This window comes from Blautia sp. AM47-4, assembly GCF_003479865.1.
Taxonomy (GTDB): Bacteria; Bacillota; Clostridia; order Lachnospirales; family Lachnospiraceae; genus Fusicatenibacter; species Fusicatenibacter saccharivorans.
Genome location: NZ_QUHY01000042.1, coordinates 1 through 17,470, shown reverse-complemented (window position 1 = coordinate 17,470; position 17,470 = coordinate 1). Strand labels below are relative to the sequence as shown.

The following is a 17,470-nucleotide window of genomic DNA, read 5'->3' as shown; positions in this document are numbered from 1 at the left end:
CGAACTGATTGTACTTCTTGCACATTTATGTAAGGAGTGAAATCATGGCAAAAGACCCTATTAAGAAAGCAGAAAACGGAACTTATTATTTTAGAGCAAACTTAGGTTTTCATCCGATTACCGGAAAACAGATTCAGAAATACAAAAGTGGATTCAAGACAAAAAAAGAAGCCAGAGAAGCATATTCAAAACTTATGCTGACATCCACAGAGGAATTAACAGAAAAGAAACAGCAGCTATCTTTTCAACAGTTTATTGAGGAAACTTATCTTCCTTGGTATAAAACACAAGTAAAGGAAAGCACCTATCTGAACCGCCGTTCTACCATTCAGAAGCATTTTTCATACTTTTACAAAATGACGGTGGATGAGATAGAACCCATTAACGTCCAGAACTGGCAGCTTGAACTCGCAAAAGAATTTAGTCCAAACTATATCCGTATTGTACAGGGTATGCTCTCTATTGCCTTTGACAGAGCAGTTGTTCTCGGTCTTGCAAAGAAAAATCCATCACGAATGATAGGAAACATCAAGAGCAAGAAAACAAAAGTGGATTTCTGGACACTGGATGAATTTCAAAAGGTAATTTCCCTGCTCTACAAGGGAGATTATTACGAACATTACCTTTTCATTTCATACTGGCTCCTGTTTATGACCGGAATGAGAATCGGAGAAGCCGCAGCCCTGCAATGGTCGGACATCAACTTTGAAACCGGACTTTTAAGTATAACAAAAACGCTGTACTATAAAACAATGGACGAATACAAATTTGTGGAGCCAAAGACACAAGCTAGTATTCGCACTATCTATATTGACACAGATACCATCAAAGAATTGAAAGCATGGCAGGAAGTACAGCAAAAGGTTTTAAAGGGCTGCGACCTTGTACTAAGCTACAATGGGATTCCCACCAGTAAGCACACCCTCCCACGGGCATTAGAAAAACTTGCTGGATTGGCAGGCGTACACCGTATCAAGATTCATGCACTCAGACATTCCCATGCTTCCCTGCTCATCAGTATGGGTGAAAATCCTTTATTGATTAAAGAACGTCTGGGGCATGAAAAGATACAGACTACGTTAGGAACCTATGGACATTTATATCCCAACACCAACGTGGAAGTTGCCAAAAAATTAACTGGTGTTCTCACTTATACTCCGGCAACAACCAGTGTTGCCGATTACACCAGCAATCAGCATACAGCAATCTATCACAGAGCCATTGAATAAAAAAATGCAATCAAAATGCAATTCTAAAAGGAAAGAGCCTCAAAACCCTTGAAAATAAAGGCTTTGAAGCTCTGCTCCAACTATTCAAACTCAATTTTACCATATATTGATTATGAATATTTAAAGAAGCATCCCAAAATAATTATTGGATATTCAGATGTTACCGCCTTATTGCTTGCTATTTACGCAAAGACAGGGCTAATTACTTTTTATGGACCGGCTGTTGCATCTTCGTTTGGGGAGTTGCCTCCTTTTGTTGATTGGACATTTGATAGTTTTAACTCTATGATAAAAGGGACAATATCTTTTCCTTATTGTTATGAAAAGCCAGAGGTTTGGACAGAAGAGTTTATCAATTGGGCTGAACAAGACAGGTCAAAAGAGCAACTTGGAAATGATTGGATATGCGTGAATCCAGGGATTTGTCAGGGGAGAATGATAGGCGGAAATCTTAACACAATGGAGGGCTTTTTTGGAACTGAATATATGCCGGAGATTAAAAAGGGAGATATTCTGTTTATTGAGGATTCGTTAAAAGATGCGTGTACAATAGAACGTTCTTTCTCATTGTTGAAACTTGCTGGTGTATTTGAAAAAGTAAGTGGAATAATCTTGGGAAAACATGAAAAATTCGATGATAATGGAACTGGAAAATGTCCTTATGAAATTCTATTAGAAGTTTTAGGAGATACTAAAATTCCTATATTAGCTGATTTTGATTGTTGCCATACACACCCTATGCTTACTATGCCTATCGGATGTGAAGTGATGATGGATGCAGCAAATAAGAAAGTTGTATTGATGGAATCTCCATTGAATTAAGTAACAACTTTTGACTTAGAAAATCGATAAATCGGAATTTGTGGAGAGATTTCCTGAACTTTCCTTATTTTACAGGCTTTTCAGCCCATTAAATAGTGAAATGATATGTATTTTCCCTTATTTTTGCCCTTATGCGGAATCCGCAAGGGAAATAAGGGAAATTTTTAGTTAAGCATTGCTCGCTACTTTATCAAGAAGTCTTGCGGAATCCCGTTTTGCTTTTCTTGTTGAGTGAGCGTAAATATTCATTGTGGTACTGACATCAGAGTGTCCTAACAGTTCCTGTACATCTTTCGGTGCAGCTCCATTGGAAAGCAGATTGCTGGTATAAGTGTGACGCAACTGGTGAAAATGGAAATCTTCAAATCCTTCCAGCTTCTTTGCCACTGATCTGCATACAATGCTGAGTGTACTCGGCAGTTCCAAAGAGCCATCTGGTCGCAGGCAGACAAAGGAGATTTCTTTGTAATCTGTCGGGACTTCCTGTGTTCCGTCAAGATGATAGTATTCATAATATACCCTGTTTTTCACATGCACTTCTTTGTAGTAATTGCGGTGATATAATTCGCCATACTGCATCCGGTTTTTGAGCTGTTCTTTTCTGGCAGCTTTCAGTATTTCAGTCAGCGTATCTCCAAAATCAACAATCCTTACTTTTTTCCGTTTCGTTGGTCCGATAATATTTTTGTGTTTCATGCCGTCGTAGCGGATACTGCGTTTTATGGTCAGGCATTGTTCCTCAAGGTTAATGTCCTGCCATGTAAGACCACAGGTTTCCCCGATACGGAGCCCGGCATAATACGCAATTTGAATCGGAAGAATAGCAGGTGGATTTTTCTTTTCCAGATATTGGATAAGCCGTTCATAATCCTCATGTGAAATCGGCTGTGTACCTTCTTCCACTTCATCATCGGAAAAGAGGTCAACTTCCTCTGCCTGCTTTTTCAGCTTAATATACTGCATCGGATTGAAACTGATTAACTGTTTTGGAAATACTGCAAAACGGAATGACTGCTGTAACACTGCGGAAAAAGAATGGATATAATCTTTGCTGTATCCCTTTTTTACTTTCCCGTCTGGAAACTCACCACCGAATGTAAGCAGATCAAGAAATGCCTGTAAATGTTCGGCAGTAACTGTTTTCAGTTTGCGGTCTGCAATCGGGTGTTTTTTGATACATCGGATTGCACCAAGATAATTTTCCACTGTACCGTTGCTGAGTGTCCCAGTTTTCAGTTCTTCTTCTGCCCACATATCCAGAAGTTCCCCTACGGTAAGATTATCTGCCTTTGCAACAAACTTCTTATCTTCGTAGTCTTCCAGTGCCTTGCGGAGAAGCTTTTCCGTCTCACTTTTACTTTCGGTTCCGGCGTATTCTTTCTGAACCATTTTACCGCTTGCATCTTCTACATAGAAACGATAGTACCATTTTTTTCCTTTTTTTCTAACAGATCCTTTTGCCATAATCGTATGTCTCCTTTCGATATCAGACAATCGGAACTGCTGAAATGCTTCTTGCGTGTAGGCATCTTATGGACAAGTCCATAAGCCAATTCGCCGCTCGTCAAATCTGTAAACAGCTTGACTCGCTTGCGCTCATTGTATCATAACTCCGATTATCTTACTATACCGATTCAGAATCGTCATACATAACTTCGGATAAAAGATTTGCAAGCCTTTGTTCTGCCGCTTCCGGTTTCTTTGAATAGAGCCTTACAACATCTGCCATATCATTAAATGCGTTGACAGTATGTGTGATCTCCCTGAGAAACATAATCTCATTATATTCATCTTTCGATTCAAATCCCATTACTTTGGCAATGTCCGCATCTTTGGTACTGCCTTTGTAATTTTTACAGGCGAACTGAAACGAATCCAGAAACAGTTCATATTGCTTTAACATTAACAGCAGTAAGTCTTTAGAAAAAGCGTCTTCTGTTTTATTGAGGTCAAGAGGAAACTGTTTGAGAATGTCGCCCATCGCATCACGAATCTGCAATTCTTTCTTATCCGTAATATCAGTTTCATATTCATCGGTTTCCCCTTTGAGCCATTCAATCGATACATGAAGTGCTTCCGAAAGACCTTCCAGTACCATCTTTTTGGTATTGTCAATCGAACCATTCTCATAACGCAGGATTGTGGAAGCGGTAACTCCCATCTTCTCTGCGACATAAGGCTGTGTCAGATTTAATTCCAGACGGCGCTGTTTTGCCCTGCTGCCAATCAGCTTGCGTAGTTCTTTATCTTTCATGCTGATGTGCTCCTTTTTCGGTATGTCATTACTATACCACGCAACAAAATATATTGCAATATGCAATTTTAAGAAAAGCAGAAAAATTTCATAATGCTTGACAAAGCAATATAAACACGCTATACTGACAGCACAAATGAAATTGCATAATGCAATTCGAAAGGAGGTGGTCATATGACGCAAAGAAAGATTGCCTTATCTATTGAGGAAGCTGCTGATTATACGGGAATTGGCAGGAACACCCTGCGAAAGTTGGTAGAGTGGAAGAAACTTCCGGTATTGAAGGTTGGGAGAAAAGTCCTGATCAAAACGGATATGCTGGAACTTTTTATGGAAGCCAACGAGGGCAGGGACTTGAGGGATAAGGGAAATGTGAAAGCAGTCACAAGAAACGGTTCAACTTAAAAAAGCGGTTCCCGAAGAAACCGCCAAAGGTTCTATCAGACCGGAGTCATGATATACCTACACGCAAGCAGATTATACCATGTACTTCGTCTGACAGACAACAGGAAACTTATGTTTGGAAAAAAAGAAAGGACGATGATATTTATGGCAAGATCAACAAAGAGTTATGAGGAGCGTATGCTCCAGTTGGAAAAGAAAGAACAGGAAAGCCTTGAGAAAGCAAAACAGTATGCAGCACAGAAACGGGAACTGAAGAAACGTCAGAAAGATGTGGAAACCAAAAAACGGACACACAGGCTCTGCCAGATTGGCGGTGCAGTGGAATCGGTACTGGGTTCTGCGATTGAGGAAGATGATATCCCAAAGCTGATCGGCTTCTTAAAAAGGCAGGAAGCAAATGGGAAATTCTTCTCAAAGGCAATGCAGAAAGAGCCAGTTGCAAATACGGAGGAAGTGTAATGCCGGAGGGAGTGGAGTTTCCATTCCCTTCATTGCTTTTTTATGAAGGGCGCACTTATGGACAACCAGAGGTCGTCCGTATAAGTTTGCCACAGGTGGCAACCGGTCTGCGCTTACGCTTGCCGGGCTCGTTCCGTCGGCGGGGCTTTCAGCCAGACCTGCTCATGCCGCAGGAGGCACTCTTCGCCAGAGGGGCACATTCCATGCAGGCTGTTATGCACAGGGCACTCTTACGCAGAGGGTGCTCCGGCAGATACCATTTTCTTTTAGGAAAAACGTTACCTGCCGGAAATCAAAGCCGGATACGGCAGAATGGGGGAAACGGAGCATGGCGATTTTTCATTATACAGTAAAGATTGTTGGACGCAGCAAAGGAAAATCCATCATATCGGCGTCTGCTTATCTCAATGGCGATGTGATGAAAAATGAAGAAACAGGCAGGATCAGCTACTATACTTCAAAAAAAGAAGTCGTTTATACCAGCCTGCTGATGTGTGAAAATGCACCACAGGAATGGCAGAATGTACCTGCTGAAAATATCAGACGGTTCCAGAAATCTGTCCGATATAAAAGGGCAGATAACCAAAATGCTGCACTGGAAAAATTCAAACTTACTTTTCAGAAGCAGCGTTTATGGAATGAAGTCTTGAGGATAGAAAAAAGTTCAGATGCACAACTCGGCAGGTCATTTGAGTTCTCACTTCCGAAAGAATGGAGCCGACAGGAACAGATTGATTATACAACTGAATATATTCAAAAGACCTTTGTAGATAAGGGAATGTGTGCGGATTGGAGTATCCACGATAAAGGAGATGGTAATCCCCATGTGCATTTATTGGTGACGTTGCGACCATTCAATTCAGACCACTCATGGGGTAACAAAGAAATCAAGGATTGGGAGTTTGTCAGAGATGAAAATGGAAATATTGTGGTGGATGAATCCCATCCGGACTGGTGGCAGGATAAAAAGAACCCTGACCGTCATGGAATCCGAATCCCCGTACTTGATGAAAATGGAGTCCAGAAAGTCGGGACAAGGAACCGCAAACAGTGGAAACGTGTATTAACCGATGCTACCGGGTGGAACAATCCGAAAAATTGTGAGCTATGGCGGAGCGAATGGGCAAACGTCTGTAATGCACATTTGAAAACGGAAAATCACATTGACCATCGTTCTTATGCAAGGCAGGGAAAATTAGAGATACCGACGATCCATGAGGGCGCAGATGCCAGAAAAATTGACGAGAAATTTCAAAACGGACAGACATCCTCTACTTCATGGAAAGTAGAGGAAAACCAGATCATAAAAAGACAAAATGCACTGCTGGATAAAATACAGATTTCTTTTGGAAAAGTATCCAGTGCATTAACACAATGGAAGGAGCGATTGCGTGACATTAGAAGAAAGCCGGGAAGTCATTCCCATGATGGAGACAATGATAAACCAGATCGAGGAACAGCAGAATCTTATGGCAGAGATGGTACAGGAATTGCAGGAACGGGACAGGCAGCTCCTGTCTTTTCAGGAGCAGAACCAGAGTTTAAAAAGCTTAAACAGCGAATTATCCAGGCTGCTAAATCTTTTGCCAGATACAGAAGAACTGCTCTCACAGATCGAGCAACAGAAAACCAGAATCGAACAGTTGGAAAACGAGAATCAGCAATGGCAGGAATTAACGCAGAAGCTGAACAACGAGAACAGCTTATTGCAGAAACAGAACAGCGAATTGCTGACCTTAAACAGCAGATAGAGAAAGCGAGGGAGATCGATGAGCGAATGCAGAAACTTAGAGAACGTCGGGCAGGTGGAAGAACTTCTGCTGATGACCGAACAGATGCAGGACGAACTGGATCAGAAAGACCAGACAATCCAGGAACTAAACAGGCAGCTAAGCGAATCGCTGACCTTGAACGAGAAATTGAACAGCGAAAACAGAGCCGAGAATATCGAAGCATTGCGGACAAGATTAAGGCAAACAGAGGAACGATTGACCAGCGAGACAGACAGCAGGAAAAGAGCCGACGCAGAAGCCGTGGCATGGAAATTTAAGTATGAAAAAGCAGAGCAGGAAAAACTTTATGCACAGACACACCAAAAGACGGTAGAGGTAGCTGTTGAGAAAAAAGTGCCTTATGAGAAATGTGAAAAATGTGACCGTACTGCTTACCGGAAAGCAAAAGAAAAATGCGATAGCCGTAAAAGCCAGTTAGAAAAGAAATATAAAAATATGACGATTGGTTATGAAAGTATCTTGTTTCTACTGGCATGGTACAGCATAACAACAACACTGTTTACTGCGATTCTTTCGCCGGTTTTCCTTAACGACTGTATCGTCTTTTTCGGTGCGTTAGGAAAAGGAATGGGAAGTTTATTTCGGGAGTTTGTGACAGGTGCAGACTCTTTCGGACAGTTAAGCAGTGGAATACCTAACAGTATTCTTTCCGGGATTGTGTACTGGCTGATTGCCGGTACTGTCATGGCAATTTTATTCGTAATAACCGGGTGGCTGATAATCGGGATTGGTTATCAGGTAGGAAAAATCTACCGGAAATATTGTTGGGATATCATCAGTATCGTGGTAGCGATAACGAGTACAGCTGTTGTAATTTACTTTGGAGAATGGATTAAAAACGCTAATCCGATAAATCTTATTGTATTGCTATTACTGTCGCATATTATTTATATTGGAATCAGATGTTATGTGAAAGACTGGATGGAAGAACGAGGATATTATTAAAAGAGGACAGGGAAATTTCATAATCTTCCTGTCCTTAGTAAGGGACTATTGATTGTTTATATAAAGAAAAAGTATATAAATAAATCTTGACAATTAGTACGAACTCGGACTATAATACAAAAGTCCGGATTCGTACTAATTTAAGGAGGAAAAAGATGAGAAAAGATAATAATATGATAATACAGTTGCAACGATATTATGCTTTATGGAAAGAATGTACAGCAATGTATAAGGAATGGTCAAAGGATCAGGGACTGTCTTCAAATGAAGTTTTTGCTTTGCATTCATTTTATGAAAGTAATGGAAGATGCACGCAGAAAATGATAAGTGAAAAATGGAATATACCTAAGCAAACGGTAAATACGATACTAAAAGATTTTCAGAAAAAAGGATACATCAATATGGTATCTGATGATTCAGACAAGAGAAATAAGCTGATATGCCTCACAGAATCAGGAATGGAATATACGAAAGATATCATAGAAAAACTGCACTCAAAAGAAATATATGTAATCGAAAAAATGGGATTAGAGAATATAGAAAGTCTTAATGATAATACAGAGCTGTTTATCAGACTTTTCAAGGAAGGAGATTGTAAGAAAAATGAATCATAAATCATTATTTTTTAAATATGTTATTCCATCTATTATAGCATTTGCATTATCAGGAATATATGCGATAGTGGATGGATATTTTGTAGGCAATACCATAGGAGATGCTGGACTTTCGGCTATTAATATTGCATATCCGATTGAGGCTTTGATTCAGGCTCTTGGAACAGGAATTGGTATGGGAGGAGCTGTTTATTACTCAATTAATGCAGCAGAAAAGAAAGGAAAACGGGCAGAAGAATTTATTGCTACAAGCTGGTGGCTTCTTGTAATAGTAAGTGTTATCAGTACCATAATTATTTACTCCTTTTCGTCTAAAATTTTAGGATTGCTTGGAGCAGATGGAATTATATTAACAAATGCGACAGATTATATCAAAATTATAGCACTTGGAGCAATATTGCAGATTCTTGGAACTGGAATGATGCCATTCATTAGAAATTATGGAAACTCTTTCTGGTCAATGTTTGCGATGGTTGGTGGATTCATAACCAATATTGTTCTGGATTTTATCTTTGTATGGATATATGAAATGGGCATGAAAGGTGCAGCCACAGCTACAATAGCCGGACAGGGTGTGACTGCAGCAATTGCAATCATATACGCATTATATATTAAAAAGTTTTATGTGTATGTATCCTTAAAAAATGTAAAAGAAATGTGTGGCGCTATATTCAGAGTAGGTCTTGCACCATTTGGGCTAGCATTGACTCCTAATATTTCATTGGTGTTTATAAACCGATTCTCCGCTTCTTATGGGGGAGAAAAAGCTATTGCAACTTATGCATGTGTATCCTATATTATCTGTATCATATATCTCATATTGCAGGGCGTAGGTGATGGAAGTCAACCTTTAATGAGCCGTTTTTATGGTGAGAAGGATCAAGAAAGCCTGAGAGGAGTTCAGAGAATGGCATACATTTTTGCAATAATTCTTGCTGTTTGTGGTGGAATTATCATGTATGTAAACAGAGCAAATATTGGAGGGGTTTTCGGAGCTTCTTATGAAGTAAGTATTGAGATTTCTAAAATTGTACCTATATTTTTAGTGTCATTACCATTTGTTGCGATTACCAGAATAGCGACAGCTGGATTTTATGCTACTGAAAAAAGTGGATTGTCATACATTCTTACATTCATTGAACCAGTATTGATGCTGATATTTATGCTTGTTTTACCACCTTTATTTGGTGGACAGATTATGATATGGTGGAGTACGGTATTGGCACGTGTTTTTTCAGCGATTCTGGCATTCATACTAATAAAATATTGCGAAAAGGGAGATTTGCAATATGGAATACAGAAAATTTAACAATCAGATAGTAGCAAGAATAATCTAGGTTTATCTATTGTATTTTTAAGGACAGCCTCATAGCAATAGGGCTGTCCTTTTAAATTATGAAGCTAATTTTTAATAAATTCTAGTAGATTTTGATTGGAATAATCATAACTCTAATGAATCTTCAGCATCTACCCACATCTGTAAATTCCCATCAAGATATAACCTTGCATATTCTAATGGCTCATCGATTGCAAGCGATGTCAAAGCACAATCAGATCCAGGTGTGGTTCTTAAATTTTTTTCTGCTTCCCAACAATCAATACGGAGTATATAGCCCGTATTAGTATATACATCAATGCTGTTGCACTGTGGATTGTATTCTGCAAATATTGTTCTCATCGTATCCCATCTCCTTATCATTTAATCAATCAGTAGTAGCAAAAATTAAGAAGCATTTCAATCAGTTCACCATGTCACTTTTATTTTGTGTTATACTGTCTTATAGATTTTTCTTGCCCTTGTATTTGCCCTTATCAGAGTGCATAAACACTGATGGGACGATATAACACAAGGGAAATAATAAGGGAAAGCTCACCTGCGACAAATCCAGTGTTTTCAAGGGGTTGCGAAGAATTTAATAATAAAATATAACAGTTATTAAATTTCTTAAAACAGGTGAAATCTCAATCGGAATTTTGAGGTGAAAATGTGATGGAAATTAAAATTGAAAAAGCATTACCGGAAGATGCTGAAAACATATTAGAATGCTATAAAAACATGAGAATTAAATTGCTGTGAGACGAGTTTGAATAATCCACACAATTTGACAAAGCCAGTATTTATGCGAGTTTCAAACAAATTTGCTTAGTATCTGGAAACAAAATGGCAACATTTTGTGGTTATTCGGCGAATAAAAATTTTATTTCATAACGTATATAAAGAAACCTTACTGATTTTCAGAAGTAAAAAACTGAATATCGGTAAGGTTTTCTTTTTCCTTATTTTTCTTTTTTAGTCAATTCTTTTACGAGGTAATCACTCAATTCCTGAGATGGTATCTTGGCACGTTTCTGGTAAGTATCCAGTTCCGGATACTTATATCTCCATTCATCATATTCTTCCTTGCTGATTAGAAGAAGTTGCAGCGGAACTGGGAGTTTCCAAGTCTTATGCTTATAAGATTGTCAAACAGCTAAATGAAGAATTACAGAAGCTGGGTTATCTTACGGTAGCTGGCAGAGTAAACACTAATTATTTCCGCAAAAAAGTATGTTACAGCGAAATGTAAGAGAAAGAGAGGAGAATTTGTATGAGTATTTACAAAGATAATGTCACTGGGAAGTGGCGAGTGGTCTATCGTTATACTGATTGGACAGGAGAAACGCACCAGCCATCCAAAAGAGGACGAACGGATTTTCACAATTTCCAAATCTTATCTGCATCATGAAATGAATAGAGGCTCAAAAATATCTGGGGTGAAGCGAATCCGTGTGCATGATTTGAGACATTCCCATGTATCGTTATTGATTAATATGGGATTTACGGGATTAGCAATCGCAGACCGAATGGGACATGCATCAATCTGGCGGTGCTGATTCACGTCGATCACGATTTAGTATGGATATGCCATTTTTTCTTTGCATGGCATTAACCGGTTTCTCCAATATGTTTGTAAATATTAATGCATCCAAGATTACTGCAAGTTGGTTTGAGCAGGAAAAGCTAGGAATTTTGATGGGTATATTTGCATTTTGCGGACAACTTCCGGGAGCCTTTGCGACAGCAACGACGGCAGTTTTGTTTGATAGCAGGACATCTGCTTTTATTGTATCAGCAATATTCTGTATTAGTGTATTTGTTTTATGGTTGTTTTTTGTGAAAGATAAGCCAGAGGATACAATGGAAGAAAGGGAGAAGATAGATCAGGAAAATCAACCTTCCATTGGGGATTCTCTTAAGGTAGTACTTTCTAATAAAGGTATATGGCTGGTTTCTATTTGCATTATGATGGCTCTTGGCAGTACGGTAACTTTATCCACTTTTATGCCGATGGCATTGCAGACCATGTATGGAATAGATTTGAAAGTATGTGGTACGATTGCATCTATGTTGACATTGGGAAATTGTATTGGTTCTATTACAGGTCCCATTGTATTCTCTAAAATCAAAAATGTTAAAGTGTTTGTATCAGGAGCTGCCGTGTTGAGTTTTGCCGGAATTATTATGTGTTGGAGATTTCCGTCCATATTCGTTTTACACATACTGGTTCTTTATACTGGAATTATGCTTGGAGCGTCAATGCCTATTTTCCTTTCCGCACCGGTTTTGTTAGAAGGAATTGGAACTAAATATGCAGGAAGTGCGGCGGGTGTCATCTCTACATTACAGCTTCTTGGAGCTGTTTTGATTCCAACTTATATCTTAACACCAATTGCGGGAGATAATTATAGTTTGTTGTTTATGCTTGCATCCATATGTATGGTAATTATGTTCCTCTGTGGGCTGTTACTCCCTCAGTTCGGAAACAATCAAAAGTAAGAATCACAAAATAAATGAAAATCTTCCTATGTTGCAATGAAATTGCTGTCGCAAGCCAAATTTCAAGCATAGGAGGATGTCCAAATTAGAGTGTTTCGCAGATGAAGCAGGATATTAATAAATAGAGAAGCATATTTTCATCCAGGTAATCCAGTGAAATATGGAGCAGGTCTTCGATTTTTCGTAGCCGGTAGATCAAGGTGTTTCTATGAAGATGAAGCGTCCGGGCAGTCTCCGCTATATTTCTTCCGTTGATAAGATAGCATTTTAAATTATGAATGAGTGTGAGATCCTGCTCCATATGGCTTTGCCACAGGGATAAAACAGCTGGGTGGCAGAAGCCCGGCAAGGAGTTTTTTTCCTTAAGGACACCATATAAAACATGTAGAAAGGCTTCATCAAACCTTTGAATATGTTTTTGAGGCTCCAAAGGGTAAGATTTCATAAGCCTGCATTGTCCATATGCCATGGAAAGATCCGTGAATCTAAAAAAACGGGTGCTTATATAGACCTTAAGGGAAAGCCGTTTTAGCAAATCCTCCAGTGCGGCGTATGATTTTTCATAATCAGGATCAAAATCCCGCCTGCGGCAAACCGCAACAATAGAATGTTCAAAATAGAGGACAACTCCATGAGGCAGAATGTTTTTTATCTGGTGAATATAGGCAGACTGACGGGTATCCGAGACGTCAGATTCTGGAAGGGAAAATTGATAAAGATACCAAATATCCTCGTTCGTATAATTTCTGGCTTGGAGATAATAAGAGGTAGAAAGCTCATCTGCCGGATATCCCTGTAAAAGCCGTATAACATAATAGTTTTCTTCATCCTGCAAAAGAAAAGGCTGAATCTGGTGATTCATAGCAAGCTCTGTAAAATGAACGACTTCTAATAACAAAGCCTTTTGTGCTTCCGTAAAGGGACCGTTCATATCTGTCGTACCGAATGCTCCAAAGTTTTTTCCCTCAAAATAAAGCGGAGCGGTCAGAGAGTGATGGGATGGATCCTGACGAAAGACGCTGGAGATTAAGCGGTTTCCGCTGTGAATTTCCTGCATAACTCTCTGGTGTTCGTCAGGATATATGGATTCTGTCGGTGTAAAGCCGAAATTGATAACCTCGTCCCAGAGAGTTCCCTCGATTTTTTCCTGAAATTTCCCGGTATAATGCAGCAGCTTTCCGGTTGGAGAAAAAGGGCAATCGGGTTGCAAAGAAAGGTGGCCGCATAATCAAGCAGATCTGAAACGTCTTTGTTTTCGATAATTATCTTTAGGCATTGCTCATACCAGGCATAGTACTTATCAAAAATATCCAGAAACTCATGGAATACCTTATGAAAAGGCTCGTCCGTATATAAGATGGCGGCATGCTCCATCCAGGAAGGGTTTATCTGTCCCTCCTTTGATCCGGTTTTGGTACAGAAAATCAGGAACCGGGGCTTACGTATATCCCATTCCCTATCAAGGAAAGAGCTCTCTTGTGTTAAATACAGAAAATCATTATCGATTATTTCCATGGAATCATCAAGCATGCGGGCATGCCGGAATAATTGATCTAAGCCCGTAGATTTATAAAAAATCCTGTATTTATCAGGAATCCAGTCAAGGATGACAGAAATGCTCATAGATTTCATTGCAAAAAACTCCTTTGGTTATTTTTGACGAAAAAAGACAGTATAAATGAATTATATAACTGATGACGGGAGATGGCAACTGCTTTACTATGAATATATAGGAAACACTATTCAGGCGCCGACAGTTAGAGAGGAGATAATATAATTCAGACAAAAGGAAGGAGGCAATAAAAAGAGCTGAGGGAGCATCCTATAAAGGGGTATCGATTTTTTAATATTATAACTATATAGTGAAAGGATTATTTTTTATGAAAAAGATATTGTTAAATGGAGTAGACGGAAATTTTGGAAGCAGATCAGCCCGTGTATTGCTGGAAAAATATCCTCATGAAGCTTTGATTTTTACGGCTCCAACAAAAAATGGTCTTGAAAAATACCAGGAAATGGGCATTGAAACCAGAATTGCCGATTTTAACAATGCGGAAAAACTGACGGAAGCATTTAAAGATGCGGATACAGTTATTCTGATCTCCATGCCATTCGTTGGACCGAAAAGAAGAGCGGCACATAAAATTGCAATTGATGCGGCTGTGGCGGCAGGTGTAAACAAACTGGTTTATACATCGATTGTAGGAGCCGGACATGAGGATATCAATGCTTACGAAGTAAACGATCATGTATGGACCGAAAGGTATATCAAAAAACAGCCCATCCATTATTTGATTCTTCGGGATTCCCAATATGCGGAAGCAATGGTCTCCACATTTGTGGAAGCAGTTGAAAATACAAACGGCATCATCCGCAATAACATGGGAGATGGGAAAATGGCATTTGTTTCGAGGGATGACTGTGCGCTTGCGGCGGCCTGTGCGGCAATGTCTGATTGGGAAGATCGAATTATTGATATAAATGGAGCCGAGCTTCTGACAATTGCACAGTACATGGCAATCGCCTCGGAGGTTACGGGTAAAAAGACGGAATATCAATATATCAACGATGATGAGATGTATGAGTTCTTTGACTCCATCGGCGTTCCAAGGACAACGGAGGAAATGTGGGCGGACACGGCGAAGAACTTTCCATTTTGCTCAGATGGAATGGTGTCCTTTGGCAGGGCAATCCGTCTGAATCAAATGAGTACATTTACAGATGATTTTGAAAAGCTGACGGGGCAAAAGCCCATCACGGTAAGAGAAATGTTTGAAGATATGGAAAATCATTTAATCGGAACAAGAACATCTACAGATAATTAAAAACAGTAGGAGGACGAAAAATGGCAGAAATGATGAATCCGGCGCTGGAAGGCGCCACCTTATTGTTCCCACAGGGATCTTTTATTACGGCATATGCTTATACGGGCGTGGAGGATGAGATCAAGGCATATCAGACCAGCGCATGGATTGGAACGGCGCTTATGACATCCCCCATTTATGATGTATACGGACCGGATGCCGTTAAATTAATGGGACAGGTTTGTACAAATGATTTTACCACGCTGGGAATGAACGGCATACGCCATGCCGTAATGTGCAATGAGAAAGGTCAGATTCTGACAGACGGCGTTGTAATCCGTATCGGAGAAGATCGTTACAGAACCTACTGGCTTGATCCGGTGATCTCTTATTATGTCAATACATCAGATCTGGATGTGCATGGCGAAAACATGAGCGGAAAGGAATATTTTATCCAGATTGACGGTGAAAAGTCCTTAGAGATTCTGGAAAACGCATTCCAGGCCAATCTTCACGACATCAAATTCGGCAGACATAGAATCCAGGAGGTAAACGGAAAACAGGTACGCATCATCCGGCTTGGCATGTCCGGCAACCTTGCTTATGAAATTCACGGAGATATGGCGGATTATGCGGAGATCTATAATCTGGTATGGGCGGCAGGTGAAAAGCTGGGAGCAAGAAAGCTTGGGCTCCAGGCTTATAACCTGTTTAACCATACGGAGGCTGGATTCCCGAATATCAATCTTCACTATCCGCTTCCGTGGCTGGAAACCAGCGAGAAAATGACAGAATATATGCGCACAGTGCCTCAGTTATCCATGTTCAATCTCAATCGAAGGCTTCTCGGAAGTGTGGGGGATGATCTTCAGGCTCGCTTTGTTACTCCCTATGATGTGGGATGGGATTTCCTGATTAAATATAATCATGACTTCATTGGAAAAGAAGCCCTTCTTGAAATGTCGAAAAAGCCACAAAAAAAATGCGTAACCCTGGAATGGAACGCCAAGGATGTGGCAGAAGTCTTTGCAACCATGCTCAGCCCTGGGGAGGAACCCTGCGAGGATATTACCAAACCATCCGCTCTTGAATACTATTTCTGTGTCAGAGAGTTTGGTTTTGAGTACCGGGCAGATAAGGTGCTGGCTGCAGATAAGGAGATCGGGATCACAAGCGGAAAAATCATCTCTTATACCTATAACAGCATGATTTCTTTGGCCTTTATTTCCGCAGAATATGCCAAAGAAGGAACGGAGCTTGAAATACTCTGGGGAACGCCGGGAACCCGCCAGATGAAGGTTCGCGCAAAGGTTGCCAGATTCCCGTATAATCAGGATTATATCCGTAATGAAAAGCGGGATGTTTCGGATATACCTGTTTTTGAAAGATGAAACCGGAGATGATTACATAGGGAAAATAAAATTTATGTGTTCCCCTGCAGAGTTTTCAAGCTTTGCAGGGGATCTGCGAGACTGTGAGAAAAAGTCTGTAAATAAGATTCTTCTATGATATGCAAGGGTGGCAAGCCTGAAAATCAGGCTTCTCACCCTTGTTTTATATATAACAGTTGTTGAATGGCATGTCAAGAGCAGGCGGTTTTCCGCCCGTCTTATTCGCCTGTTTATTCGTTACTCTGGGAGGCGTCCTTCGTACATAATACTCAGTTCACCATACACCTGTGCCCAGTTGCGGATCGTACTGGTCCATTTCTTCGTAGCTTCAAATGTGGCAAGATGCAGTGCCTTTAATAGAGCTGTATCGCTTGGAAATACGCTTCTCTGGCGATTCAGTTTCCGGTAGGTAGAATTCAGGGATTCAATAGCATTTGTAGTATAAATCACCGTTCTGACCGTCGTTGAAAATTTAAAGATCGGCGAGATTGCGTCCCTGTTATCCTTCCAGCGCTTCATGGAATTCGGATATTTCGGTGTCCATTTTTCTGTTACACGCTCTAAGGCTGCCAGAGCTTTCTTTTCATCTGTGGCCTGATAAATGGTTTTCAGATCCGTAGCGAAGGCTTTTATGTCTTTATCCGGGACATATTTCAACGTGTTTCTTACCTGGTGTACAATACAGCGCTGGTATTCCGTCTTTGGAAAAGCTGCTGCGATCGCTTCTTTGATTCCGGTTAAACCATCGGCACAGATGATTAATACATCTTTGACACCACGATTTTTCAGTTCATTCATAATGGAAAGCCAGTATTTTGCGCTTTCGTTATCGCCAACACTGATGGTTAAAACTTCTTTTTTTCCTTCCGTGTTGATTCCCAGAATCACGTAAGCAGCAAGCTTTCGGATCACGCCATTATCCCTTACAGAATAATGG

18 protein-coding genes and 2 pseudogenes are annotated in these 17,470 nt (G+C 40.1%); 13 read left to right on the top strand and 7 right to left on the bottom strand.

The annotated features are described in order from the left end of the window. The first annotated feature begins 44 nt into the window (after window positions 1–44). Both DW965_RS17135 and DW965_RS17130 read left to right on the top strand, forming a co-directional pair. Window positions 45–1,229 (top strand): site-specific integrase, encoded by a 1,185-nt coding sequence (locus DW965_RS17135; RefSeq protein WP_118024894.1) that lies wholly within the window; start codon window positions 45–47, stop codon window positions 1,227–1,229. Between the two features lie 48 nt (window positions 1,230–1,277). Then, window positions 1,278–2,051 carry a S66 family peptidase gene (locus DW965_RS17130; protein ID WP_119198632.1) on the top strand — a complete coding sequence of 258 codons (774 nt, stop codon included), beginning with the start codon at window positions 1,278–1,280 and terminating at the stop codon, window positions 2,049–2,051. A 168-nt stretch (window positions 2,052–2,219) separates the two neighbouring features. Here the strand turns inward: DW965_RS17130 and DW965_RS17125 are convergent, their stop codons facing one another. Together DW965_RS17125 and DW965_RS17120 are read right to left on the bottom strand one after the other, a co-directional pair. After that, window positions 2,220–3,515: a tyrosine-type recombinase/integrase gene (locus tag DW965_RS17125; protein ID WP_009321335.1), complete on the bottom strand. Its 1,296-nt coding sequence runs from the start codon at window positions 3,513–3,515 to the stop codon at window positions 2,220–2,222. Between the two features lie 160 nt (window positions 3,516–3,675). Next, window positions 3,676–4,305, bottom strand: a complete 630-nt coding sequence (locus DW965_RS17120) for a helix-turn-helix domain-containing protein (RefSeq protein ID WP_009243739.1) — start codon at window positions 4,303–4,305, stop codon at window positions 3,676–3,678. Window positions 4,306–4,479: 174 nt separating this feature from the next. Here DW965_RS17120 and DW965_RS17115 point away from each other — a divergent pair, with 174 nt between their 5' ends. From DW965_RS17115 to DW965_RS17085, 6 genes are all read left to right on the top strand, one after another. Continuing rightward, window positions 4,480–4,710, top strand: coding sequence for a helix-turn-helix domain-containing protein (locus tag DW965_RS17115; protein WP_002578307.1), 231 nt, complete (start codon window positions 4,480–4,482; stop codon window positions 4,708–4,710). A 144-nt stretch (window positions 4,711–4,854) separates the two neighbouring features. Continuing rightward, a complete protein-coding gene (locus DW965_RS17110; protein WP_002578306.1) occupies window positions 4,855–5,169 on the top strand; it encodes a DUF3847 domain-containing protein in 315 nt (104 codons plus the stop codon). A 328-nt stretch (window positions 5,170–5,497) separates the two neighbouring features. Beyond that, window positions 5,498–7,219 (top strand): MobA/MobL family protein, encoded by a 1,722-nt coding sequence (locus tag DW965_RS17100; RefSeq protein ID WP_109214826.1) that lies wholly within the window; start codon window positions 5,498–5,500, stop codon window positions 7,217–7,219. Further along, window positions 7,203–7,907: a DUF6040 family protein gene (locus DW965_RS17095; RefSeq protein ID WP_021369328.1), complete on the top strand. Its 705-nt coding sequence runs from the start codon at window positions 7,203–7,205 to the stop codon at window positions 7,905–7,907. The genes DW965_RS17100 and DW965_RS17095 overlap by 17 nt, the downstream gene beginning before the upstream one ends. A 155-nt stretch (window positions 7,908–8,062) precedes the next feature. Next, window positions 8,063–8,521 (top strand): MarR family transcriptional regulator, encoded by a 459-nt coding sequence (locus DW965_RS17090; protein WP_118629503.1) that lies wholly within the window; start codon window positions 8,063–8,065, stop codon window positions 8,519–8,521. Further along, complete coding sequence (locus DW965_RS17085; RefSeq protein WP_117750694.1) at window positions 8,511–9,830, top strand: MATE family efflux transporter; 1,320 nt, start codon at window positions 8,511–8,513, stop codon at window positions 9,828–9,830. The genes DW965_RS17090 and DW965_RS17085 overlap by 11 nt, the downstream gene beginning before the upstream one ends. Window positions 9,831–9,962: 132 nt before the next feature. Here DW965_RS17085 and DW965_RS17080 read toward each other — a convergent pair whose 3' ends face one another. Together DW965_RS17080 and DW965_RS22315 are read right to left on the bottom strand one after the other, a co-directional pair. Further along, window positions 9,963–10,199 carry a DUF6061 family protein gene (locus DW965_RS17080; protein ID WP_002578301.1) on the bottom strand — a complete coding sequence of 79 codons (237 nt, stop codon included), beginning with the start codon at window positions 10,197–10,199 and terminating at the stop codon, window positions 9,963–9,965. Between the two features lie 599 nt (window positions 10,200–10,798). After that, window positions 10,799–10,930 (bottom strand): annotated as a pseudogene (locus DW965_RS22315) (helix-turn-helix domain-containing protein); the annotation flags it as partial. A gap of 20 nt (window positions 10,931–10,950) precedes the next feature. On the opposite strand from DW965_RS22315, the gene DW965_RS22310 reads away from it, so the two are divergent. The 3 genes and pseudogenes from DW965_RS22310 to DW965_RS17065 all read left to right on the top strand — a co-directional run bounded on the left by DW965_RS22310 (window position 10,951) and on the right by DW965_RS17065 (window position 12,338). After that, entirely contained in the window at window positions 10,951–11,088 is a 138-nt protein-coding gene (locus DW965_RS22310; RefSeq protein ID WP_117449543.1) for a DNA-binding protein, read from the top strand. A 109-nt stretch (window positions 11,089–11,197) separates the two neighbouring features. Further along, window positions 11,198–11,383, top strand: a pseudogene (locus tag DW965_RS17070) (tyrosine-type recombinase/integrase); the annotation flags it as partial. A 34-nt stretch (window positions 11,384–11,417) separates the two neighbouring features. Next, window positions 11,418–12,338, top strand: a complete 921-nt coding sequence (locus tag DW965_RS17065; RefSeq protein ID WP_158568550.1) for an MFS transporter — start codon at window positions 11,418–11,420, stop codon at window positions 12,336–12,338. Between the two features lie 85 nt (window positions 12,339–12,423). On the opposite strand, the gene DW965_RS17060 is transcribed toward DW965_RS17065, so the two are convergent. Further along, a complete protein-coding gene (locus DW965_RS17060) occupies window positions 12,424–13,395 on the bottom strand; it encodes a PucR family transcriptional regulator (protein ID WP_119198631.1) in 972 nt (323 codons plus the stop codon). After that, window positions 13,365–13,970 carry a hypothetical protein gene (locus tag DW965_RS17055; protein WP_119198630.1) on the bottom strand — a complete coding sequence of 202 codons (606 nt, stop codon included), beginning with the start codon at window positions 13,968–13,970 and terminating at the stop codon, window positions 13,365–13,367. The genes DW965_RS17060 and DW965_RS17055 overlap by 31 nt, the downstream gene beginning before the upstream one ends. Before the next feature lie 248 nt (window positions 13,971–14,218). On the opposite strand from DW965_RS17055, the gene DW965_RS17050 reads away from it, so the two are divergent. Both DW965_RS17050 and DW965_RS17045 read left to right on the top strand, forming a co-directional pair. Further along, a complete protein-coding gene (locus tag DW965_RS17050) occupies window positions 14,219–15,163 on the top strand; it encodes an NmrA family NAD(P)-binding protein (RefSeq protein ID WP_117761197.1) in 945 nt (314 codons plus the stop codon). A gap of 20 nt (window positions 15,164–15,183) precedes the next feature. Continuing rightward, window positions 15,184–16,533, top strand: a complete 1,350-nt coding sequence (locus DW965_RS17045; protein ID WP_117761199.1) for an aminomethyltransferase family protein — start codon at window positions 15,184–15,186, stop codon at window positions 16,531–16,533. A 237-nt stretch (window positions 16,534–16,770) separates the two neighbouring features. Here the strand turns inward: DW965_RS17045 and DW965_RS17040 are convergent. Next, window positions 16,771–17,470: IS256 family transposase (locus DW965_RS17040; protein ID WP_119198629.1), on the bottom strand; the 700-nt coding region annotated here is incomplete at its 5' end.

Excerpts from the sequence above, each read along its gene's own strand:
- DW965_RS17135 (WP_118024894.1), top strand. The coding sequence starts at position 45 with ATGGCAAAAGACCCTATTAAGAAAGCAGAAAACGGAACTTATTATTTT.
- DW965_RS17125 (WP_009321335.1), bottom strand. The coding sequence starts at position 3,515 with ATGGCAAAAGGATCTGTTAGAAAAAAAGGAAAAAAATGGTACTATCGT.
- DW965_RS17120 (WP_009243739.1), bottom strand. The coding sequence starts at position 4,305 with ATGAAAGATAAAGAACTACGCAAGCTGATTGGCAGCAGGGCAAAACAG.
- DW965_RS17115 (WP_002578307.1), top strand. The coding sequence starts at position 4,480 with ATGACGCAAAGAAAGATTGCCTTATCTATTGAGGAAGCTGCTGATTAT.
- DW965_RS17110 (WP_002578306.1), top strand. The coding sequence starts at position 4,855 with ATGGCAAGATCAACAAAGAGTTATGAGGAGCGTATGCTCCAGTTGGAA.
- DW965_RS17100 (WP_109214826.1), top strand. The coding sequence starts at position 5,498 with ATGGCGATTTTTCATTATACAGTAAAGATTGTTGGACGCAGCAAAGGA.
- DW965_RS17090 (WP_118629503.1), top strand. The coding sequence starts at position 8,063 with ATGAGAAAAGATAATAATATGATAATACAGTTGCAACGATATTATGCT.
- DW965_RS17085 (WP_117750694.1), top strand. The coding sequence starts at position 8,511 with ATGAATCATAAATCATTATTTTTTAAATATGTTATTCCATCTATTATA.
- DW965_RS17080 (WP_002578301.1), bottom strand. The coding sequence starts at position 10,199 with ATGAGAACAATATTTGCAGAATACAATCCACAGTGCAACAGCATTGAT.
- DW965_RS17065 (WP_158568550.1), top strand. The coding sequence starts at position 11,418 with ATGGATATGCCATTTTTTCTTTGCATGGCATTAACCGGTTTCTCCAAT.
- DW965_RS17060 (WP_119198631.1), bottom strand. The coding sequence starts at position 13,395 with ATGCAGGAAATTCACAGCGGAAACCGCTTAATCTCCAGCGTCTTTCGT.
- DW965_RS17055 (WP_119198630.1), bottom strand. The coding sequence starts at position 13,970 with ATGAAATCTATGAGCATTTCTGTCATCCTTGACTGGATTCCTGATAAA.
- DW965_RS17050 (WP_117761197.1), top strand. The coding sequence starts at position 14,219 with ATGAAAAAGATATTGTTAAATGGAGTAGACGGAAATTTTGGAAGCAGA.
- DW965_RS17045 (WP_117761199.1), top strand. The coding sequence starts at position 15,184 with ATGGCAGAAATGATGAATCCGGCGCTGGAAGGCGCCACCTTATTGTTC.